Raw genomic sequence first — 21913 nt, 5'->3', positions numbered from 1 at the left:
TGGAGGAGGAATCGCGATGAACGGAGCATTTGTCATCTCGTTAGATTTCGAATTGAACTGGGGCACGTTTGACGGCACGACGATCGAGGCGTATGGCGAGAATCTACTCGGGGTACGGCAAGTCGTTCCAAGCCTGCTCGACTTGTTCGCCGCGCATCAGATTCATGTGACGTGGGCGACCGTCGGCTTCCTGTTCTATGAGACGAAAGCGGAACTGTTGAAAGACTTGCCGACGATTCAGCCGGCGTACCGTCATCCCGAATATTCTTCGTACAACTGGATGCAGCACGTCGGGGCGGACGAGGCGACCGATCCGTATCACTTCGGTAAGTCACTCGTCGATCAAATCATCGCTACCCCTGGCCAAACGATTGGAACTCATACGTATTGTCATCTCTCTTGTCTCGAGGAAGGTGTGACCATCGAGGCGTTCAAGGCCGACCTTGAGGCGGCGAAGCGTGTGGCGGCGCGGCGGGATGTCCCGATTCAAAGTATCGTCTATCCACGTAATCAATCGAGTCCGGCGCATTTCAAGGCAGCTCAAGAAGTCGGAATCGATGTCTATCGGGGCAATGAGACCCATTACATTTATCGGGCCGATGCGAGAGGGGATGAGGGGTTAGGCCGACGGGCCCTTCGACTGTTGGACGCCTACGTGAACTTGACCGGGCATCACACCGTCTCATGGGAATCCATTCGACAGTCGTCTCCGTATAACGTGCCTTCGAGCCGCTTCCTCCGTCCGTACGTGTCGGCGCTCCGCTTCCTCGACCGTCTCAAATTGCGTCGTATCAAGCGCAGCATGACGCATGCGGCCAAGACCGGACAAGTGTTCCATCTCTGGTGGCACCCGCATAACTTCGGGAAGCACTTATCGGAAAATATGGCGATGTTGAGCGAAATCGTCGCTCATTATGAGAAGCTCCACCAGACATACCAATTCGAAAGTTTATCGATGGAAGAAGTGGCTGACCGGTGCCGCCCGGTCGTCGTCTCGACGCAGGAGCGTCACGGATGAGCGTTGTTTTAGGAAAATGGAAGGAGGGAAACGCCATGGGCCGACCAATCGTGTTACTTGTCGGGGAACATCGCACATCCGCCTACGTCTATCAGGCGATTCGCAATCTAGGGGTGACCCATGTGATTCGAGAAGATGGTCCGAGCGAGCATCGACCCGAATCGCTCAACCATTGGCTGACACACGCTTATGTCCGGTCGATGGCGCCTCTCATGCGCGTATCCAGCCGGGCCCGGATTCGAGAATTGAAAGGTCGCTATCCGTTGAACGACGAGCCGATTCCGTTCCATCACATCCTGCGAGTCACTTCGTTAAACGATGCGAAGACGACGATGTGGCTCGATCGTCTCGACCCACAACTGATCGTCACCCATGAGACGGGACCGATTGACCCGAGTGTCCTCGCTCGATTCGATTGTCCGGTGCTGACGGTCAAACCGACGATCGCCGAAGGGCAGATTGAGGCATACTGGGCGTTTCGGGCCAAACCGGACGTCTGTGAGGCACGAATCGAACAGTGGACCGAGCGGGGCTGGTCTGTGGTCGACCGGGCCGTGCTCTATATCGGTGGGACGGATAACTTTGCCACGTACCCGTATTTACAGCTCACGACAGCGCTCCCGCTCCTGAGACGGCAAATCGAGTTGCTGTTAAAGGAAGATGTCTATGACCGCCGAACGGCGAAATAACGGCCAAAGCGCGATGCTTTGGCCGTTTAGCTTTGGGTGATGCAATAGTGTTGGATGGCGTCATTATAGTAGACGGCAAGTCCTGGGGCGTACCTGTCATAAAACGCGGTGAAACGCTCGTCCATGACGTACATCTGTCCGAGTCCGCTGAACATGTCGAGCGAGCAGTCATAGAACTGGTCGTTGATGAACATGTGGTTCGCCTGGACGGCCGCTTGGACACGTGGGTCTTCGACCGGGACACCGGCCGTGAACAAGTCGACGAGCGGTTTGACGAGATCGACTTGCTGTTGACTGAGAGCTTCCCAGTCTTCTTTCGAGCGCTTGTCGGCGCGCGTACGTGACGTCTTGTACGCCTCGCTCTCGCCCCAACGCTCCACGACCTCGGGTTCGTGTTTCGCTTCATGGGCTTTCAGTTCGTCAAACGACAGGCCGTTGAACAACGATTTGTCTTCCATTGAAATTCCTCCTCTCAGTGAGGTGAGCGTCGATTCCGCCGTCTCGGCGAGTGTCGCGAAATAGGCGGCCTTCGCGCGCAGGGCGGTCACCTGCTCCTCGAGGGCACGGGTCCGATCGAACGGTTCGGCTTCGAGCAACGCCTGAATCGTCTCGAGTGGAAAGTCGAGCGAGCGATATAGCAGAATCGACTGTAAACGCTCGGCGTCATGTGACGAGTAACGGCGATACCCGTTGGCGTCACGCTCGGCAACAAGCAGACCGACCGCATCATAGTGCCGTAGCGTCCGTGTGGTCGTGCCAGCGAGCGTGGCGAGCTGTTGAATCGTATACATGTCCTCACCTCCTTGGATTCAGCGTACACGTTGACGTCGCGTCAAGGTCAAGCCTCTTTTTCAAACAAAGAAAAACCATCCCGTTCGCCGATGTACCGGAAGCCGAAGCGGGGATAATAGGCGTTCAAAAAAGAGTTCGTGGCGACGCAGTCGAGGCGAATCCGGTCCGACGTTGCTGCGAGTGCATGACGCATCAGCTGTTCGCCGATTTGTTGGCCTTTCATTCGGTCGTCGACGACGAGCCGATGTAAATAGACGGCCCCCCGGGAATCGTCCCATAAATTCTCATCCCAAGCCGTCGGCGGAATCAAACTGACCGACCCGGTGATGGTTCCATTTGTTTCATATACATACACGGTCCCGTTCGTGACGTCATGAGTCACAAAATCGGTCCGGCTCGGTTCCAAATATTTCACCCATTGCGTTTTTCCGGCTGCCTGAAAAGCTTGGGCTTTCTGTAAAATTAGTTGATCGATTGCCGAAAGATCGGCCTGTGTGGCCAAACGAATCATATAAGTCGCCTCACTTTCATTTCATTTCAAATTCGTGTAGGGTACACGGTGAGTAAGCTGTTGAAACACTCTTTGTATTGATTTCGAATTTTTGTTAAGATAAACGTAGTGCATCGTGCAAACGATTGCGCTAATGCGATATAGAGAGAACAGCACTGATATTAGTATATAGGATGCGCAGTGAGTTTAGGGATAAGGGAGTATCATTGAGACATGCAACTTTTACAACGTGACCAACACACACAAACGAAAACACTGAAACGAAACTGGTGGAAAGAAGCCGTCGCTTATCAAATCTACCCGCGCAGCTTCTACGATGCGAACGGCGATGGAATCGGCGACATCCAAGGCATCATCGATAAGCTCGACTATTTGAAAGACCTCGGCGTCGACGTCATCTGGATTTGTCCGATGTATAAGTCGCCGAATGATGACAACGGCTATGACATTAGCGACTATCAGGACATCATGGACGAGTTCGGATCGATGGAAGACTTCGATCGACTGTTGACGGAAGTCCATGCACGCGGCATGAAGTTGTTGCTCGACCTCGTCGTCAACCATACGTCGGACGAGCACCCATGGTTCATCGAATCGAAGAGCTCGAAAGACAATCCGAAGCGTGACTGGTACATTTGGCGTGACGGCAAACCCGACGGCTCGAAACCGAACAACTGGGAGTCAATCTTTGGCGGGTCGGCCTGGGAGTTCGATGAGACGACGGAGCAATACTTCTTGCACGTCTTCTCGAAGAAACAACCGGACCTGAACTGGGAGAACGCCGAGATGCGCCAGACAATCTATAACATGATCAACTGGTGGCTCGACAAAGGCATCGACGGCTTCCGTGTCGATGCAATCAGCCACATCCGCAAACATCCATCGTTCGGCGATTTGCCGAACCCAGAAGGCCTCGACTTCGTGCCATCGTTCGAGATGCACATGAACGTCGATGGGATTCACGGTTATTTGGAAGAGCTTCGCGACGAGACGTTCAACAAGCACGACATCATGACGGTCGGGGAAGCGAACGGCGTGTCGCCTGACGACGCCCACCTTTGGGTCGGCGAGAAGGAAGGCAAGATGAACATGGTGTTCCAATTCGAACACATGGGTCTCTGGCGTGAAGACGCCGAGTCGAAGCTCGACGTCGTCCACTTGAAGAACGTCCTGACGAAATGGCAAAAAGGTCTCGAAGAAGACGGCTGGAACGCCCTCTATGTCGAGAACCACGATCAGACACGGACCGTGTCGTCATGGGGTGATGACGAGCGCTATTGGAAAGAGAGTGCGAAATCGATTGCGATGATGTATTTTCTCATGCAAGGGACGCCGTTCATCTATCAAGGCCAAGAGATCGGCATGACGAACGTGAAGTTCGACTCGATCGACCAGTACGACGATATCGCGACACGCAACCGCTATTACATCGGTCTCGAACATGGCAAGAGCCATGAGGAGATGATGGACATCACGTGGAACTCGTCACGTGATAACACGCGCACACCGATGCAGTGGAGCGATGCCCCGAACGCGGGCTTCACGTTCGCCGAGACGCCTTGGTTCGGCATCAACCCGAACTACACGGACATCAACGTCGACGCCCAGCTCGAAGACGACGACTCGATTCTCAACTTCTATAAAGAGATGATTCGTCTTCGAAAGCAAGACGAGACGTTCGTTTACGGGACGTATGACATCGTCTTGCCGGAGCACCCGGAGATTTACGCGTACACGCGCACGCTCGGTGACTCGCAATACCTCGTCATGACGAACTTGACGGGCAAAGAAGCCATCTTTGCGACGGAGCTCACGCTTCGCTCGGAAGACGTCGTCTTGCAAAACATGCCGCTCGAGCCGCATGATGATACGACACTCGTCCACTTGAAGCCGTTCGAGGGGCGCGTCTATAAAATGAGTTAATCGAAGACAGGGACATTCCCTGTCTTTTTTTTGTGTACAGGGAAATGACGAGAGAGCACGAATTCATATATAGACAAGACGAGGAGGGGTTGGAATGAGACTGTTACTGACATCGGCCGGGATTAAAAATGACCGGATTAAACAAGCGTTACTCGAGTTGTTAGGGAAACCGATTGAGGAGTGTACCGCCCTATGCATCCCGACCGCGATTTACGCGTTGCCGGGTGGGACGAATCACGCGTGGAACTTTTTCAACGGTGATTTCTCGACGCCGATGTGTGAGTTAGGGTGGAAGTCGGTCGGGGTCCTCGAATTGAGTGCCCTCCCAAGCCTTGATGAAACGGTGTGGAGACCGGCATTCGACGAGGCGGATGTGTTGTTGGTCAACGGAGGCGATCCCCTGTTCTTGCATTATTGGATGCAGCAGTCCGGTGTCGCGCAGCTGTTACCGGATTGGAATGGCGTCTATGTCGGTTTGAGTGCCGGCAGCATGGTCATGACCCCGCGCATCGGGGAGGCGTTTGTCGGTTGGCAGGCACCGGGCGAGCAGGGCGATAAGACACTAGGGTATGTCGATTTCTCGATTTTCCCTCACCTCGATCATGAGATGTTGCCGGAGAACACGTCCGAGCATGCGACCGAATGGGCAGGCATGTTGGCTGGGCCGAGCTACGCCATCGATGACGAGACGGCGATTCGAGTCGTCGACGGGCATGGAGACGTGATTTCGGAAGGGAATTGGCTGAAGTTTTAACGGAACGAACGGCCGCGGATGATCACATCCGCGGTCTTTTTGCTTGAAGCGGACTTCTTGCACGCACATAATATAAAATTGATCGGGCCCGACGTGTGAAGCGCGTGCGAACCGGGAAAGAAAAAGTTACCGATTCCGGACCGTTCGCGAGATATGGTACGATGGGACAGCGGAAAGGGGAATCACCATGGCAATTGAACCGAAACGCGTACGTGTGCGCCAAAAGACGACGATCAGTGAGATCGCGGAACCGATCGAGCTGCAAGCCGAGGGGCTCTATTATGAATTGAAGACCGGCTTCATCTTGACGTTCGATCAAGAACGGGAAGACGGTGTCGTTCCGACGACAATCAAATATACGACAGGCCGGCTCGCGCTCATCTGTAAAGGACCGATCGAGATGAATCATTCCTTTATCGAAGGACGTTTGACGCAAAGCCTATATAAAAACCCATATATGTCGATGACGATGGCGACGACGACAGAGCGACTCGATGTCGCGGACGGCCGTTGCCGCTTCGTCTACGAGTTATCGATGAACGAAGACGTGGCGGGAAATTATGACGTCGACGTCACATGGACGTTTGAAGGAGGAGAGTTCGCATGAATTTTGCAGAACGCGTGAAAAAGATTGAAGAGATGTTGAACGAGGATTGGTTCGAGATGCTCGAGACGAACGAGGACGAGTATGAAGAGTGGCGTGGCCGCCTCGAGGACCATGCTGAGCAGGTCGTTGGGCACTATGACAACGAGACCGGTGTTGATATGGACTCGGTCGACAAGTTGCTCCAGTTGAACGATGAGTTCCCGCTTCTTTATGGAGAAGATACGGTCCGGCTTTACGTCGCGTTGATCGAGGCGCGGCCGGAAGACAAGTCGGTGTACGAACGCTATATCGATTATTTGGCGGCCATCGGTGACGCGACACATGAGGAATTTTTACGGTTCCACACGCTCGTCGAGGCTGGCCGTTTAGACGAGGCCCGTACGCTCGCCCCACAGATGCCAAAACGACTAGGATTAGAAGACTGACCCGCAATCGATTGCGGGTTTTTTGCTAGATGATTCTATGAAAAAGGCGACATCTCGTCACAGGAACGTCTGTTTTCAACGTGAATCGGCTTCGTTATGATGAAGAGAGACCAATCAATTAGGGGGACGTCAGATGCTACAGCTCGTCAAAACAACGATGGCGCAACAAGCGCAAGTACTCGAATTTTTAAAGGAGTGGCGGGAGCGGGAAGAGACGATCGTCCCGAACGCGGTCGACCGCGACGCGTCTGACTTTGCGTCGTACGTCAAACAGATTCGTGATAAAGAGATACGGGTGAACAACGTCAGTTGGGTGCCGAGCACGACGTATTGGCTGACGGACGGGGACGAGTTGCTTGGGGCAGCGAATATCCGCCACGAATTGAATGACAACCTCCTCAACTTTGGGGGCCACATCGGTTACGGCATCAAGCCGAGCGCACGTGGACGCGGTCTGGCAACGAAACAGCTCGAGCTCGCGCTCGAGAAAGCGAAAGAACTCGGGATTGAGCGGGCGTTGATTACGTGTGACCGGACGAACGTGGCGTCACGCCAAGTCATCTTGAATAACGGAGGAATACCGGACACACCGTTCACAGCGGAAGGCGGGAAAATCGTCGAGCGGTTTTGGATTGAACTGAAAGGATGACGTGAGATGGCGAATTGGATCGTGGTCTATTTAGCACTGATCAATTTTTGGGGAATCTATCTGTTTCCACGAGACCGGGTACCGTCTCAAAAATGGTTCTCGTTTTCGAGCGGGATCGCCATCACGTACTTTTTCATGTATCTCTTGCCGTCTTTGAATAAGCGGCAAGACACGCTCCGGGTCGAATGGCTCGACCTGGCCTTGCCGTCGGAGATTTACGTCATCAGCTTGCTCGGCTTCACCGTCTTTTATGGGACGATGCGTGTCGTTCGAACGCCACACTTCAAAGACGAGACGATTGATCAGAACGTGTCGTATTGGCTCCAAGTGACGCTGTTGACGGCATATATGTCGTTCTCGGCTTACGTCGTTACGGCATCATCCGTCACGTTCGTCGCCCGCAGCTTCTACGCAACGGCGCTCGGCGTCCACTTCCTCGCTGTCGGTCACGACTTGTATCGCCATTACGGGGAACGCTACCTTCGGCAAGGACGTTATTTGTTGAGCGGCGGCATCCTCATCGGCGGTTTCTTTTCCCGTTTCATCGATCTCGCCTCGCACGTCGAGGCCATCTTGTTCGCGTTTGTCGCCGGGGCGATGATTCTGAATATCGTCAAGTTCGAACTTCCAGCCGACCGCAACCTCCACTTCCGGACGTTCGTCCTCGCGGTAGTCGGGTATGGCGGCATCCTCTTATTCTTGAAGCATGTGCTCAATTTTTGACCCCTTCGATAAAAATGAATGACTGTTCATTCATTGTTTGATATACTGAATTCAAGATTGAATCCGTTTTCATAAGGGGGAGTTTTGGGGATGTCTACATTTTTAATCGTCAACTGGATTCTATTCTTGCTCGTCCTCGGCTATGGACTGTATTTGTTCGCCTCGCTGGTCTATCAGCGCTATACGTTCATCAAGCTCGGGAAGCAGGCAGAGTGGAGCCAAACGAATAAGGAACGGCTCGAACAGGTCATGATCAATGTGTTCGGCCAAAAGAAATTGTTAAAAGACAAGAAGAGCGGCATCATTCACGTCATGATGTTCTATGGGTTCATCCTCGTCCAGTTCGGGGCCATCGACTTCATCTGGAAAGGGCTTGCTGTCGGGACACGTTTCCCGCACATCCCGCTCGGTCCGCTCTATCCAATTTTCACGTTCATGCAAGAAATCGTCATGCTCATGATTCTTGTCGCGGTCGTTTGGGGATTCTACCGCCGTTACATCGAGAAGCTCGTGCGCTTGAAACGAAACTTCTTGGCCGGCCTCGCCCTCATCTTCATCGGTGGGCTGATGGTATCGGTCTTGTTCGGGAACGGGTTCTACCTCGTCTATAAGGAAGAACTTCCGATGTGGGGTGAACCGGTCGCGACGCTCATCGGTTCGGCGTTTGCTTGGGTACCGGGAGGGGTCGCCTTCGCCTTGTTCGTCGTCTTCTGGTGGCTTCATCTCTTGTTCTTGCTCAGCTTCATGATTTATATCCCGCAAGGCAAGCACGCCCACTTGATCGCCGGGACGCTCAACGTCTGGCTCGGACGGACGCACCAGGTCGGTCGTCTCGCTCCGGTCGATTTCTCGGCGATGGAAGAAGCCGAGGAGTCGGACGAAGAAGTCGTCTTCGGGGTCAATAAAATCGAAGACTTCAACCAAAAACAACTCGTCGATTTGTATGCCTGTGTCGAGTGCGGACGCTGTACGAACGTCTGCCCGGCGACCGGGACCGGTAAGATGCTGTCGCCGATGGACCTCATCGTCAAGCTGCGCGACCATATGAACATGAAAGGGGCCGCCGTCACCCGGAAGTCACCGTGGGCACCGGCGCTCTTGTTCCAAAACACGCAAGGGGCCGAGATTGCCGCCGCGGCCCAAGACGGACATATGCTCGTCGCCGATGAGTTGATCGGCAACGTCATCACTGAAGAAGAGATTTGGGCATGTACGACGTGCCGCAACTGTGAGGACCAATGTCCGGTCATGAACGAGCACGTCGACAAGATTATCGATTTGCGCCGTTACCTCGTCATGATGGAAGGCAAGATGGATCCAGAAGCGCAGCGTACGGTCGCCAATATCGAACGTCAAGGCAACCCGTGGGGGATGAACCGGAAAGAGCGTGAGAATTGGCGCAAAGACCGGGAAGAACTCGTCATCCCGACGGCGAAAGAGAAGAAAAAGGCCGGCGAAGAGTTTGAATTCCTCTTCTGGGTCGGAGCGATGGGCTCATACGACAGCCGTAGCCAAAAAGTCGCCCAAAGCTTTGCGAGCGTCTTGAACAAGGCCGGCGTCTCGTTCGCCATCCTCGGGAATGAAGAGAAGAACTCAGGGGATACGCCACGCCGTATCGGAAACGAGCTGTTGTTCCAAGAGCTCGCCGAAGCGAACATTAAACTGTTCGAGAAGTATGGGGTCACGAAAATCGTCACGGTCGACCCACACGCGTATAACACGTTCAAAAACGAGTATCCGGACTTTGGACTCACGGGTGTGAAAGTGTATCACCATACCGAGCTCCTCGCCGAGCTGCTCGATACGGGCCGGGTCAAACCGGACTTCTCCGTGAACGAGCGTGTCGTCTATCACGACTCATGTTATCTCGGACGCTATAACGGTATTTACGACGCCCCACGTTTCGTCTTGGAACGCATCCCAGGTGTCGAACTCGTCGAGGCGGAGCGGAACCGTGAGAACGGCATGTGCTGCGGCGCCGGTGGCGGTCTCATGTGGCAAGAAGAGAAAGTCGGGACGCGCGTTAACGTGGCCCGGACCGAGCAGTTGCTCGAGACGAAACCGACGGTCATCGGGTCGGCATGTCCGTACTGTTTGACGATGCTCTCGGACGGGACGAAAGCGAAAGAAGTCGATGAGACGGTCGGTACGTTCGACGTCGTCGAATTGCTTGATCGCTCCCTCGCTCCAATCGAAGTACCAGAACCGATTGTCCAATAAAAACAAGGCACGGTCCGCGGACCGTGCCTTGTTTGTCGTTAGTGCATCTCGGAAGTGGCCAATAAGGAAGACGTCAGGTGTGATAGTCCTTGCGTCGTCTCATTGATGGCCGAAATCGTCTCGACCATTTGGCCGAGGTCTTGCTTGTTTCGTTCGAACGACATGACGTAATTGCCCATCTCGTCTTTGACGGTCGAGAAGCCAGCTTTGACGGCACCGAGTTGACGCATTGCCTCGTCGTTCGTTCGATGCATCTGTCCCATTTGATCGAGCAGGGCGGCGATGTTCGCTTCATTCTCATGGATGAGGACGTTGATTTGACTGCTCAGCTGTTTCGCATTCTCGGCGAGCGTCCGCACTTCGGTCGCGACGACGGCGAAGCCTTTGCCGTGCTCACCGGCTCGGGCCGCTTCGATTGATGCGTTCAAGGCGAGCAAGTTCGTCTGGTTGGCAATCTGTTCGATGCTCCGAGTCATGCTGACGATTTCTTGCGAGCCGTCCTTGAGCGCGGTGATGCGATCGAGCGAGGCGTCGACGTACGTCGCCGACTGTTTGAACTCGGATTCCATCTGTTCGATTTGCTCGCCGTTCGTATGCGTCAAGCTCATCAAGTGACGGCTCATCTTCTCCGTCTGCTCGGTCTCGGACAACACTTGATGGGCTCGCTTGCTCGTCTCGGACATGGCGTGACCGGTCTGCTCCATCGTCGTCGCGACTTCCGTGCTAACGCGGCTGACATCGTTCAATAGCGTCGCTCGGGCGACGTTTGCCGATTCAATCTCATCGAGACGCGCATCGACGTACTGCTCAGTGACGATTTGGGCGTCCAAGTTCATCGCATGGGACAATGCGAGGAGCGATTCGGTCAATGTGGCCGGGTCGTGTTGGTACGTCTCGACGATTTTTGGGACGAGCAACGTGTTGAAGGCAGAATAGGTCGCGAGGAACCAGACGACCGGTACAGCATAGTGGTGATGCGTCTGGCCCATCCGTTTACGCATCGCAAGGAACTTTTCATCGATGTTTCCGGTCAACAAGCTCCGGAAATAGTCAGCGAACACTTTTTTAAGCCGCTCACGTGTCGACGAGGCGTTGGCGATTTGGACCATCTCAGGCTGCAACATCAAGTGGTCAAGGACGTTTTCGAGGACATCGTCTAACACGGACTCGACGAGCGGGGCCATGTCTTGGAGTCGCTTCACTTGCGACGCCGTATAACCCATATAATGGGTACGCCCGTTCAAATTTGGATCGGTCGGTCGTGCGGTCTTCGCCACATCAGGGAAGCCGATCGACGCGGTGTAAGCGGTAGGTTTTGATTTACGGAACAGTGCCATGTTTCATTCTCCTTTTTCTCGTACAGCTAAAATAGCGTTCTATTCTATATCGGCAAACATGTGAAAAAACTGAGGAGCTGATGTGTGATTCGAGAGGTTCTCGAATGGAAGGGGGCGGGAAAGAAGGAAAGGAGAGCGATTCAATCATTTTCTAGAAATGAGGTATCTTTAATGAAAAACACGGTCGTGTTATTGACGATTGTCAGTGCCCTCAGCAGTCAAATCTTGCCTCAAATTTTATTTTTGTCCATCATGGCGGTCGAAGACGGCGTCGGACGATTAATCCCGTTCATGATTTTTTACGTGGCGAGTATGTCGGGACTGCTTCTATGGGTGTACATCATTGGTCGCCTTGGCTCGAAACAGACATTCTTACTGGCGCTGACCGTCTTGGTGACCGGACTCATCTGCTTTTTGCTGCCGTTTGGCTGGGCGATCGAATTGAGCGCTTTTCTTGTCGGTGTCGGATCGATCGGTGTCGGGTCGATTATGACGACGATTTTGTCACAGCTGAAGGAACTGTCCACCACAGACGAGTCGGCGGATCAGAAAGGGAGTTCGCTCCCGCTCGTACTCGCACTCGTTGCCTGGATCGTCATTTTCTCTTATGTGCTGACTCGATCATATGACGAGGCTGTCATCCTCTTCCTCGTCAGTCTGATCCTGCCTTGGCTGTTCGTGAGAAAGTTGCCGCTCGAGAAAACGGCGACGTGTGCATGGGCGACAGGGAAGTTCGTGCTTGCCTTCATCACCGTCACCGTGTTCACGTTGGTGAGCCGTCTCCTCAGCCTGTTGGAAGGGGCGAGCGGGTATGTGGAAATCTTTTTATTGATGATTATTTTGCTCGGCTACGTCGGGTGGGTATTGTTCCAGGAGCGGACGAGAACGTACGTCAGTGCCACCCGGACGCGCCAAGTTCAACTGCTCGCGTTCGTCGTCGGGTTGTTCGGCGGCTGGACGTTGATTGGCGCCGTATTCATCAGTCTGGCCCTATATTCGTTTCAAGTGCTCTTATTCTACGTGTTCATGCCGTTCTTGGCGGGCGTCATCGGCTGGATATTATTGAACCGTGTGTTCGACGTGGCGCGTCATCCTTACTACGTCCTGCTCGTCACGTCGCTGCTATTCTTCCTCGGATTCTTGGAGCCGCTCGTGTTCATCCCGGTCCTGTTTGTGAGTGGGTACGTCCAGACGATGTATGCGAGTGCGGGTCATGTCTATCTATATGCATCGTATGGGGACAATAAAGAGTTCGCCTCGCTGCTCTTGCAACTATGGAAACGGTTCGGGATGGTCGTCGCGTATTCCGCGCTCATGGTTGGATTGCTCGGCTACGGCCTATATACTGGCCAGTCCGTCAATGCAGAGTTGTCCTTCAAAGTCCCGCGCGGTTGGATGCTCGGGGTGCTCGGTTTGACGTGGATCTTCAACGTCGGATTGATGACGCTCTATTGGTTAAGCATCCAAAAAACCGTTGAAACTTCAAAATAATTTCCTCTAGCTTTTTCATATCGGTTTTGTTTATAATGAGGAGTGATGTTTAACTAGTGACGGAAAAGGAGTGTCCTTTAATGAATAAATCGTTGATCGATTTCGTTTACGAAATTCTTCAAAAGACTGGCGAGCAACCAGTGTCATTTGATGAGATTCGTGAGCTGATCAGACAAAACTATACGTTCGCAAGTGAAGAGGAGGAGCTCGAGAAAATCGCGCAACTCTACACGGACATGAACATCGACGGACTATTCGTCAACTTGGGAGCTAACCGTTGGGCGCTTCGTGTTTGGTATCCGTTCGATAAGTCAGACGAAGATCTCGTCATCGAAGCACGCCAGCGCGGTGAGCTCGATGAGTTCGAAGAAGAGATCGATGAGACGGATGAAGGCATCGTCGACATTGAAGACGACCTTGACGTCTTTGCAAAAGGTGAAGATTTTGACGCATCTGAGTTCGATGCCGAGGATGAAGCCGAAAAAGTGGAAGGCCTTGACGAGTTCGAGGACGAAGACTTGGACGACGACCTCGACCTTAAAGACGAGGATGATTTATAAGAGACCGCAAAAAGCCGGGCATTTGTCCCGGCTAGGCGTGTCTCTTTTTCTTTTTTGACAGTTGAAAAAAAGAAAAAATAATGACTTGACGACTGCATCGTCTCTGACGTAAATTAGTCATGGGCTAGTTTAGCACGTAACGATGCAGCAAAAGTGTCCTCCATTTCAGTGGGGGCACTTTTGCTTTTTTTGTTTTTTCGTTTCCCGTTGTGGCATTTAAGAGAGGAGAATGATGATGACAAAGTATATTTTCGTAACAGGTGGGGTAGTATCTTCACTCGGTAAAGGGATCACAGCCGCTTCACTCGCACGTCTACTCAAAAACCGAGGTTTGAACGTGACGATTCAGAAGTTTGACCCGTATATCAATATCGACCCAGGAACGATGAGCCCGTACCAGCACGGAGAGGTGTTCGTCACAGATGACGGCGCTGAGACGGACCTTGACCTCGGTCACTACGAGCGCTTCATCGACATCAACTTGTCGCAAAACGCCAACGTGACGTCAGGTCGCATCTACTCGACGGTCTTGAAAAAAGAGCGTCGTGGCGATTATAACGGGGGAACGGTCCAAGTCATTCCACACATCACGAACGAGATTAAAGACCGCGTCTTCCGCGCCGGTCGCGAGACGAACGCGGATGTCGTCATCACAGAGATTGGTGGAACAGTCGGGGACATCGAGTCGCTTCCGTTCATCGAGGCCATTCGTCAAGTGAAAAACGATATCGGCAAAGAGAACGTCATGTACGTTCACTGTACGCTCGTCCCTTATCTCCGCGCTGCTGGTGAGATGAAGACGAAACCGACCCAACATAGCGTCAAAGAACTCCGCAGTTACGGGATTCAGCCGGATATCATCGTCCTCCGTACCGAGCACGATATCCCAGAAGAGATGCGTGAAAAAATTGCCTTGTTCTGTGATACACGTAAAGAAGCGGTCATCGAGGCACAAGATGCGTCGACGCTTTACGAAGTGCCGCTCAACCTTCAAAAGCAAGGAATGGACCAACTCGTCAACGATTACTTCGGCTTCAACACGCCGGCCGCTGACATGACGGCTTGGAAAGAGCTCGTACACACGGTCACGCACCTCGAGAAGAAAGTCAAAATCGCTCTCGTCGGAAAATACGTCGAACTTCGTGACGCGTACATCTCGGTCGCGGAATCACTCAAGCACGCCGGTTACGCCTTCAACGCCGACATCGATATCGATTGGGTCAACGCTGAAGAGGTGACGGCAGAGAACGTCGAGACGCTTCTCGGAGACGCAGACGGGATTCTCGTCCCAGGCGGATTTGGAGAACGCGGCATTGAAGGGAAAATCGAAGCGACGCGTTATGCGCGTGAGAACAACGTCCCATTCTTCGGGATTTGCCTCGGCATGCAGCTCGCGACGGTCGAGTTCGCCCGTAACGTCTTGAAGCTCGACGGTGCCCACTCGGCCGAAATCGATCCGACGACGAACTATCCGATTATTGATTTGCTTCCAGAACAAAAAGATATCGAGGACCTCGGCGGCACGCTCCGTCTCGGCCTCTATCCATGTAAGCTCGAGCCAGGCACGAAAGCGCACGCCGCCTACAACCAAGAGCTCGTCTATGAGCGCCATCGTCACCGTTACGAGTTCAACAACGAGTACCGTGAGGCGTTCGAAGCGGAAGGGTTCAAGTTCTCAGGAACGAGCCCGGACGGCCGTCTCGTCGAAATCATCGAGATTCCAGAGCACAAGTGGTTCGTCGCGTCACAGTTCCATCCAGAACTCATTTCGCGTCCGGAGCGTCCACAACGCTTGTTCCACGATTTCATCCAAGCTTCACTCGGCGAGTGAGTGTCAGGTCACAGTCTATGACTGTGGCCTTTTTTCTCGGGCAAAAGGCTGATGTGCGCAACAGCTTCAGGTGGATACATGTTGCCCGAAATCCGGGTACACTAATAGTAGAACAGGGAGAGGGCGATGCGACATGCGAGAACGAACTATGATTTATGCAGGATACGGGGGAGCGCTCGTCACGCTCAGCCTGTTGCCGTTCGTCGTCTTGCCGACGCTATTATTGCCGTATCAACTCGGGTGGACCGGGATTGTATTGCTCGCACTGTCGATTGGTCTATTGCGGTCGATTCGCGAGGGCTCGAATACGTACTTGAAACAAATGCTAAAAGTCACGTTCACGTTATTCTTGTTGTTCGTCTTCGTATACTACGTCTCGTTCGGACTCGTCTTGTACGACTCGTACGGGCTCGAGCGGTTGCTCGAACAGTATGGCGACCAGGCGATGTGGGTGTTCGCCGCCTTCAGCTTCCTGCAACCGATCGCGCTCCCGGTCCCAGAGGCGGTCAGTGTCCCGATTGGCAGTGTCGCCCTTGGGCCGCTCCGGGCGGCCTTAATCGGGAGCGTCGCGACGACGCTCGGCATCCTCGTCATGTACGGGCTCGCTCGGTTCGGACGGGAGCGGGTGATGCGGCTTATCGACGCCGACAAGCTCGCGACGTATGACCGATACGTGGACAAGTACGGGCTCGGTGTGTTGCTCGTCTTGTTCATCATCCCGATTTTGCCCGATGAGGTCATCTGTCTCGCGGCCGGGTTCAGCCGGGTGCCATTCCCGCGATTCGTTTTGATTGCCATCGGCGCGAAGCTCGTCACGTCGTTCGGCCTCGCCTATTCGGTCTCGCTCGGCGAACTGTTTATTACCGGCGCGAGTCCGTTCGCCGTCGTCTCGGTGACGGCAAGTCTGTTGCTCGTCATCTTGGCGCTCGTCTGGCGAAAGCGGAAAAAAGGGAATTCGAACTGATCCCTTGAAAGAGTATAGCAGCACAGATAGAGAGGACGAGGGTATGATTCGTGATGAAGCGTTAGTGATTCGACCGATTGAGGCACGGGACTTGGATCGGTTATGGGAATTGATGTATAAGAACGAGGCACCAGAATATAAGAAGTGGGACGCGCCGTATTTCGAACATCGGGCGCAGACGTACGAGGTGTACTGTCAGAATGCGGACGAACACGTCGGCCGTGACGACATGTGGGTCATCGAGGTCGATGGGACCGTCTACGGGACGGTTTCCTTCTATTATGAAGACGCCGGACAGAACTGGCTCGAGGTCGGCATCATCCTCCATCAAGCCGATCGCTGGAATCGGGGCATCGGTACGCGGGCGCTCAAGCTGTGGGTCGGCCATCTGTTTCAGACGTTGCCGACGGTCCGGGTCGGATTGACGACGTGGTCGGGCAATGAGCGGATGATGAAAGTGGCCGAGAAAATCGGCATGCGACTCGAAGGTCGGATTCGTCAGGTGCGCGTCGTCGACGACGTGCGTTACGACTCGATTCGCATGGGTTTGTTGCGAGAAGAATGGATGACAGAAAGCGCTAAGTCTCGGTAGAGGCTTAGCGCTTTTCACGTGTGGAACAATTGGCGGTATTGGAGTGGGGTCATTTGTTTGTACGTCTTGAACGTGTTGATATAGGCCGTGCACGAGGCGAAGCGATATTTCTCACCGATGGTACAAATCGGCAAATTCGTTCCGAGCAAATCGGCGATGGACGCATCGATGCGGCGGCGCCGGATTCGTTCGGGTACACTCTCGCCGACTTCCTGTTTGAACAGGGCCGACAAATAATTGTTTGATAACCCGATTTGTTGGGCGATCCACGGGAGCGATAATTCCGGCTCTTTCAAATGCTCTTCAATCAAATGGATGGTCGTCGTGACGTTCGGGTTCGTCGACACGGGAGGGGATAGAAACGCCATCATCTTCGTCAAATGGTCGACGATGACGGGAATGGCATAGATAAAGTCGAGTGTCGTCGTCAGTTCATCGATTAAGATGAGAAGAGCGCTCGTATAATTGAGCGCGGTCTGGACGTTTGGGTTATCGACTGGAATCAGACGGATGACGTGATAGACGAGGCCGCGGTAGTAAAAACGGACACTCATGTACTCATCGGAGACCGGAAGTTTCAATAGGTCGAGCGTCAGCGTCTCGAGCAGCTGTTCGGCCCGAATCGGATGGGCGCTGCGGAGCGCACTCACAATTTGTTGATCGAGCGTATAAAAGTTATCCACATGCTGAAAATCATCGAACAAATTTTTGTCACGATGCAGATGATTCAGAAATTGGCGTTTGATTTTGTTTTCCACCGGATGAGTCACTTCTTTCGTCGTACGATCGGGAACCGTTTATTTATTTCGTGGAACGTTCCGTTTAGTCACTTGCTTTAATTCGGCGATTTCGCGAGCGAGTGCTTCTTCACGGGAACGTGCGGATGATTCGAGGTGGTGTTCGAGTTCCTTACTTTTTTGTCGATACGTTTCAGCGACTTCTTTCGTACGCTGTTGATGCTGATTGAGTTGTTTGTTGTACGCATCGAGATCAATTGGCTTTTTCGTCATACATCATATGCCCCTTTCAAAAGACGGTCAAACAGACAGGCGCGGTGCAAGCGAGGCTTGGCCCGCAGTTTCATCGAGGAAACGGTTCCTGTCCTTAGCTTACGAAGGGGGTGAAAGGTTGGAAAGTTAGGTCAACACGAAAGAAGAGGTGAAAAAGATGAAAAATGTGACGAAATTGTGTCCGTAGCATATCCCATTTCTCACACTACTCGATGAATTGCACAAACCACAAAAAAACCGCAGACATGAAGTCTGCGGTTGAAGGCTTATTTGACGGCTTGGTCTTTGATTGGGAACCAGCCGGCACGTGTTGTGATGGCGTTCCAGAGCGGAGCCGGGACGGCGAGTTCGGCTTGTTTGTTCAAGTCGAGTTCGGTCTCGATTTCGTCTTCACGACCGTCTTTCACTTTCTCGAGCCAATCCGGGTCGATGATGAGTTCGCGGCCGAGCGCGGCGAGGTCGATGACGTTCAGTGCGTCTTCGACTTGACCTGGGCGCTGGAGCTGTCCGACTCCGATGAGCGGGACGGCACCGTTGATGCGTTTAGCGATGCGATCAATCGACCGCTCCGTCACGTTCTCGTTCCGAATTGAACCGATATTGAAGTTCCAGAGCGAGGCGTGGAGGTAGTCGAGATTTTCTTCGAGCAACATATCGATCAATACGTCCGTATCGTCGAGCGTGATGCCTGGCTCTTCGACTTCTTCAGGCGAGAAGCGGTAGCCGATTAAGAAATTGTCCGCGCCTTCAGCTGCACGTTTGACCGAGCGAATGACTTCACGCGGGAATGTGAGGCGTGCGTTTACGTCGCCACCGAAGCGATCGTCGCGTCGATTCGAGTGAGGTGAGAAGAACTGTTGAATCAAATACGTGTTCGCCCCGTGAATCTCGACGCCGTCAAAACCGGCCTCAATGGCACGACGTGTCGCTTCGCCGAACGCCTCGATGATGGCTTCGACTTCTTCAGTCTCAAGGGCGCGTGGTGTGGCGGCACCTTCACGGACCGGTGCGATGGCGCTGGCGCTTACTGGTTGTTCGTTCGGAACGAGTTCCGGAGGAGACATGCGTCCTGCATGGAAGATTTGAAGAATCGCTTTCGCGCCTTCCGCTCTCAAACTTTCAGCGAGCTGACGAAGCCCAGGGATGAACTTGTCGTCATTCACACCGAAGGCGTTCGGGAACCCTTTGCCGTCTTCGGTCACGTAAGCACACGCCGTGATGGCGAGGCCGACGTTCTTCGCTCGCTTGCGGTAATAGGCGAGTTCGTGTTCCGACACTTCACCCGTCGGTTCTGACGAATAATGGGTCATCGGCGCAAGTACGAGCCGATTGTGGAGCTCGACGCCGTTTTTGAATTGGAAAGGTTGTAACATGCGTTTCATAAAAAAACTCCTCCTTGTTGGTGATACCTTGAAGTCTAGTCTTCTCATTTTGAAATTGCGAGCGGGACGCTTTCTGAGGAGCAGGTTGCACACTCCGTGAGCGGGTCGATGGTTGAATGCTAGAAAATGGGGTATAATACAGGAGAAAAGTTGATAACCGGTTGGAGACTACAGAGAGACCACGACATGGGGGGCGAAGCCTTGTTTTGTTGTGGTCTCTTTTCGCATACATCGAACCGGATTCATTATAGGAGGGGACAAGATGGAAATCAGAAATTTCTCAGCAAAAGAACGTGCCAAACGATATGAACAGTTAACGGGTGAACGTCACGACGTGCTCGTCGTCGGCGGAGGAATCACCGGTGCCGGAATCGCGCTCGATGCCGCGTCTCGCGGAATGAAGACGGCCGTGCTCGAAATGCAAGACTTCGCAGCCGGAACATCGAGCCGTTCGACGAAACTCGTCCACGGAGGGTTGCGCTACTTGAAACAGTTCGAAGTCGCGCTCGTCGCCGAAGTCGGAAAAGAACGCGCCATCGTCTATGAGAACGGGCCACACGTCACGACGCCAGAACGCATGCTGTTGCCGATGCATAAAGGCGGCACGTTCGGACCGCTCTCCACAGCGGTCGGCTTGATGGTGTACGATTTCTTAGCGGGCGTCAAACGCGCCGAGCGACGTTTGATGTTGAAGCCGGATGAAGTCATTCAAAAAGCGCCGCTCGTCAAAAAAGACGGTCTTGTCGGTGGCGGTTATTACGTCGAATATCGGACAGATGATGCCCGTATGACGATTGAAGTCGCGAAAGAGGCGGCCAACCACGGCGCTCTCCTCTTGAACTATTCGAAAGTGACTGGTCTCATCTATGAGCAAGGCAAAGTCGTCGGCGTCCACGTTGAAGACCAAATCGACGGCAAGACGTACGAAGTTTATGCGAAGAAAGTCATCAACGCGACCGGACCTTGGGTCGACGTGCTCCGCGAACAAGACGGCTCGAACAAAGGGAAGATGCTCCGTTTGACGAAAGGGATTCACCTCGTCATTGACCAGTCGAAATTCCCGCTCAAACAAGCCATCTATTTCGATACACCAGACGGCCGGATGGTGTTCGCGATTCCGCGTGACGGCAAAGCGTACGTCGGGACGACAGACACGTTCTTCGATAAGGATAAAGCTCACCCACGCATGACGACCGAGGACCGCGACTATATTTTAGAGGCAATCCACTATATGTTCCCAGACGTGAACGTGACGGCAGATGACGTCGAGTCGAGCTGGGCCGGGATTCGTCCGCTCATCTATGAAGAAGGCAAAGACCCGTCTGAAATCTCACGGAAAGATGAGGTTTGGCAGTCGGAAAGCGGCTTAATCACGATCGCCGGTGGGAAGTTGACCGGTTATCGCAAGATGTCAGAGACGGTCGTCGATTTGGTGGCGAAACTGCTCAAGCAAGAAGAAGGCATCGTCTTCCTCGCTTCGCGCACGAAACATATGCCGATGTCGGGAGGCCATGTCGGCGGTTCGAAAGGGTTCGATGACTTCTTGACGAAGAAGAAGGCTGAACTGAAAAACCTTGGTCTCGATGACGTCAAAGCCGAGCAACTCGTCCGTCTCTACGGATCGAACATCGATCGTGTCATCGAACGGATGGACTCGAACGCGTACGACCTTCCAGAGTACGTCTATGCACAACTCATGTACGGCATCGAAGAAGAGTCGGTCGTTCGGGCCATCGACTTTCTCGTCCGCCGCACCGGAGCGATGTTCTTCGACATCGACTTCGTCCGCAACTATAAAGACGGCGTGCTCCGTTGCATGGCCGATGTCTTCAAATGGTCGGATGCTCGTCTCGCTGAAGAGCGGGCCGAGATCGAGAAAGAGATTGATCTCGCGGTCGTCCCTGTCACGGTCGACTAACGAAATAAAAGGAACCTCGCCGCGGCGAGGTTCCTTTTCATATGCCTAATTCTTCATAATACGCCATGATGCGTTCGTCGAGCGCCTCGACGATGTCCGGTTCGCCGAACAAATACAGATAAAGATACGTGCCGTCCTCACGATCCACTTCTGTTTCGAGTGTCAGTGTGGTCGGTCGTCCTTTAAAGATGACATCGATTGTGCCGAGGGCGTGCACGTTCGCTTCGTCGAGTTCCGGATCAGAAGCCAGCTTTTTGATGCGGGCGATGTCACTGTCTGCGATTGGCTCATCGAACGTCTCGGATAAGACGGCGAACGTCTCCGGCAATTCCTCGAGATCGGTCTCGACGGCAGCGGCGAGCGGTATCTCTTCTTGGTCTTCCCCGAAAACGTTCACGACGAGTGCGACCATACTTCCAAGTGCCAAGACGAACAATATGTATAACAAATATGGTTTCATGATTTCGCTCCTGTTCGTTTCATGTTTTCAGTATATCAGCGTACCGGGTGTTTAGAA

At 53.4% G+C, this 21913-nt stretch carries 22 protein-coding genes; 15 read left to right on the top strand and 7 right to left on the bottom strand.

Going from position 1 to position 21913, the window contains the following annotated elements:
• The first annotated feature begins 16 nt into the window (after positions 1–16).
• Together KNP82_RS07850 and KNP82_RS07845 are read left to right on the top strand one after the other, a co-directional pair.
• Entirely contained in the window at positions 17–1018 is a 1002-nt protein-coding gene (locus KNP82_RS07850) for a polysaccharide deacetylase family protein (protein ID WP_035385634.1), read from the top strand.
• A gap of 35 nt (positions 1019–1053) precedes the next feature.
• Complete coding sequence (locus KNP82_RS07845; RefSeq protein WP_029594643.1) at positions 1054–1707, top strand: hypothetical protein; 654 nt, start codon at positions 1054–1056, stop codon at positions 1705–1707.
• Between the two features lie 26 nt (positions 1708–1733).
• Here KNP82_RS07845 and KNP82_RS07840 read toward each other — a convergent pair whose 3' ends face one another.
• Together KNP82_RS07840 and KNP82_RS07835 are read right to left on the bottom strand one after the other, a co-directional pair.
• On the bottom strand, positions 1734–2498 hold the full coding sequence (locus KNP82_RS07840; protein WP_029594644.1) for a MerR family transcriptional regulator: 765 nt from the start codon (positions 2496–2498) through the stop codon (positions 1734–1736).
• A 47-nt stretch (positions 2499–2545) separates the two neighbouring features.
• Positions 2546–3010, bottom strand: coding sequence for a GNAT family N-acetyltransferase (locus KNP82_RS07835; protein WP_029594645.1), 465 nt, complete (start codon positions 3008–3010; stop codon positions 2546–2548).
• Positions 3011–3223: 213 nt separating this feature from the next.
• Between KNP82_RS07835 and KNP82_RS07830 the strand changes: the two genes are divergently transcribed.
• The 7 genes from KNP82_RS07830 (at position 3224) to KNP82_RS07800 (ending at position 10311) form a co-directional block, all read left to right on the top strand.
• Positions 3224–4933, top strand: coding sequence for a glycoside hydrolase family 13 protein (locus tag KNP82_RS07830; protein WP_021066079.1), 1710 nt, complete (start codon positions 3224–3226; stop codon positions 4931–4933).
• Positions 4934–5027: 94 nt separating this feature from the next.
• Positions 5028–5687: a Type 1 glutamine amidotransferase-like domain-containing protein gene (locus tag KNP82_RS07825; RefSeq protein WP_029594647.1), complete on the top strand. Its 660-nt coding sequence runs from the start codon at positions 5028–5030 to the stop codon at positions 5685–5687.
• A gap of 187 nt (positions 5688–5874) precedes the next feature.
• Positions 5875–6294, top strand: coding sequence for a YwiB family protein (locus KNP82_RS07820; RefSeq protein WP_021066081.1), 420 nt, complete (start codon positions 5875–5877; stop codon positions 6292–6294).
• On the top strand, positions 6291–6719 hold the full coding sequence (locus KNP82_RS07815) for a hypothetical protein (protein WP_021066082.1): 429 nt from the start codon (positions 6291–6293) through the stop codon (positions 6717–6719). The genes KNP82_RS07820 and KNP82_RS07815 overlap by 4 nt, the downstream gene beginning before the upstream one ends.
• Positions 6720–6852: 133 nt before the next feature.
• Entirely contained in the window at positions 6853–7368 is a 516-nt protein-coding gene (locus KNP82_RS07810; protein WP_029594648.1) for a GNAT family N-acetyltransferase, read from the top strand.
• 6 nt (positions 7369–7374) lie between these two features.
• Positions 7375–8091, top strand: a complete 717-nt coding sequence (locus KNP82_RS07805; protein ID WP_029594649.1) for a hypothetical protein — start codon at positions 7375–7377, stop codon at positions 8089–8091.
• 90 nt (positions 8092–8181) lie between these two features.
• The gene (locus tag KNP82_RS07800; RefSeq protein ID WP_021066085.1) at positions 8182–10311 is read left to right on the top strand and encodes a (Fe-S)-binding protein; all 2130 of its coding nucleotides are present in this window, start codon (positions 8182–8184) and stop codon (positions 10309–10311) included.
• 38 nt (positions 10312–10349) lie between these two features.
• Here the strand turns inward: KNP82_RS07800 and KNP82_RS07795 are convergent, their stop codons facing one another.
• A complete protein-coding gene (locus KNP82_RS07795) occupies positions 10350–11648 on the bottom strand; it encodes a methyl-accepting chemotaxis protein (protein ID WP_029594650.1) in 1299 nt (432 codons plus the stop codon).
• 171 nt (positions 11649–11819) lie between these two features.
• On the opposite strand from KNP82_RS07795, the gene KNP82_RS07790 reads away from it, so the two are divergent.
• The 5 genes from KNP82_RS07790 (at position 11820) to KNP82_RS07770 (ending at position 17086) form a co-directional block, all read left to right on the top strand.
• Positions 11820–13139 carry a hypothetical protein gene (locus KNP82_RS07790; RefSeq protein ID WP_214827565.1) on the top strand — a complete coding sequence of 440 codons (1320 nt, stop codon included), beginning with the start codon at positions 11820–11822 and terminating at the stop codon, positions 13137–13139.
• A gap of 80 nt (positions 13140–13219) precedes the next feature.
• Entirely contained in the window at positions 13220–13699 is a 480-nt protein-coding gene (rpoE, locus tag KNP82_RS07785; RefSeq protein ID WP_029594652.1) for a DNA-directed RNA polymerase subunit delta, read from the top strand.
• 235 nt (positions 13700–13934) lie between these two features.
• The gene (locus KNP82_RS07780) at positions 13935–15530 is read left to right on the top strand and encodes a CTP synthase (RefSeq protein WP_021066089.1); all 1596 of its coding nucleotides are present in this window, start codon (positions 13935–13937) and stop codon (positions 15528–15530) included.
• A gap of 133 nt (positions 15531–15663) precedes the next feature.
• Complete coding sequence (locus KNP82_RS07775; protein WP_029594653.1) at positions 15664–16494, top strand: TVP38/TMEM64 family protein; 831 nt, start codon at positions 15664–15666, stop codon at positions 16492–16494.
• A 43-nt stretch (positions 16495–16537) separates the two neighbouring features.
• The gene (locus KNP82_RS07770) at positions 16538–17086 is read left to right on the top strand and encodes a GNAT family N-acetyltransferase (RefSeq protein WP_029594654.1); all 549 of its coding nucleotides are present in this window, start codon (positions 16538–16540) and stop codon (positions 17084–17086) included.
• Positions 17087–17100: 14 nt separating this feature from the next.
• On the opposite strand, the gene KNP82_RS15680 is transcribed toward KNP82_RS07770, so the two are convergent.
• From KNP82_RS15680 to KNP82_RS07755, 3 genes are all read right to left on the bottom strand, one after another.
• Entirely contained in the window at positions 17101–17769 is a 669-nt protein-coding gene (locus KNP82_RS15680; RefSeq protein WP_125317989.1) for a helix-turn-helix transcriptional regulator, read from the bottom strand.
• 114 nt (positions 17770–17883) lie between these two features.
• Positions 17884–18096 carry a hypothetical protein gene (locus tag KNP82_RS07760; protein WP_029594656.1) on the bottom strand — a complete coding sequence of 71 codons (213 nt, stop codon included), beginning with the start codon at positions 18094–18096 and terminating at the stop codon, positions 17884–17886.
• Between the two features lie 266 nt (positions 18097–18362).
• The gene (locus KNP82_RS07755) at positions 18363–19478 is read right to left on the bottom strand and encodes an NADH-dependent flavin oxidoreductase (protein WP_029594657.1); all 1116 of its coding nucleotides are present in this window, start codon (positions 19476–19478) and stop codon (positions 18363–18365) included.
• Positions 19479–19740: 262 nt separating this feature from the next.
• On the opposite strand from KNP82_RS07755, the gene KNP82_RS07750 reads away from it, so the two are divergent.
• Complete coding sequence (locus tag KNP82_RS07750) at positions 19741–21396, top strand: glycerol-3-phosphate dehydrogenase/oxidase (RefSeq protein ID WP_029594658.1); 1656 nt, start codon at positions 19741–19743, stop codon at positions 21394–21396.
• Positions 21397–21433: 37 nt separating this feature from the next.
• Here the strand turns inward: KNP82_RS07750 and KNP82_RS07745 are convergent, their stop codons facing one another.
• The gene (locus KNP82_RS07745) at positions 21434–21856 is read right to left on the bottom strand and encodes a hypothetical protein (protein ID WP_029594659.1); all 423 of its coding nucleotides are present in this window, start codon (positions 21854–21856) and stop codon (positions 21434–21436) included.
• Between the last annotated feature and the right edge of the window lie 57 nt (positions 21857–21913).

The organism is Exiguobacterium sp. s26 (assembly GCF_018618235.1).
Taxonomy (GTDB): Bacteria; Bacillota; Bacilli; order Exiguobacteriales; family Exiguobacteriaceae; genus Exiguobacterium; species Exiguobacterium chiriqhucha.
Note: the sequence above shows the minus strand (reverse complement) of the source record. Positions and strands in the feature narration are given on the sequence as shown.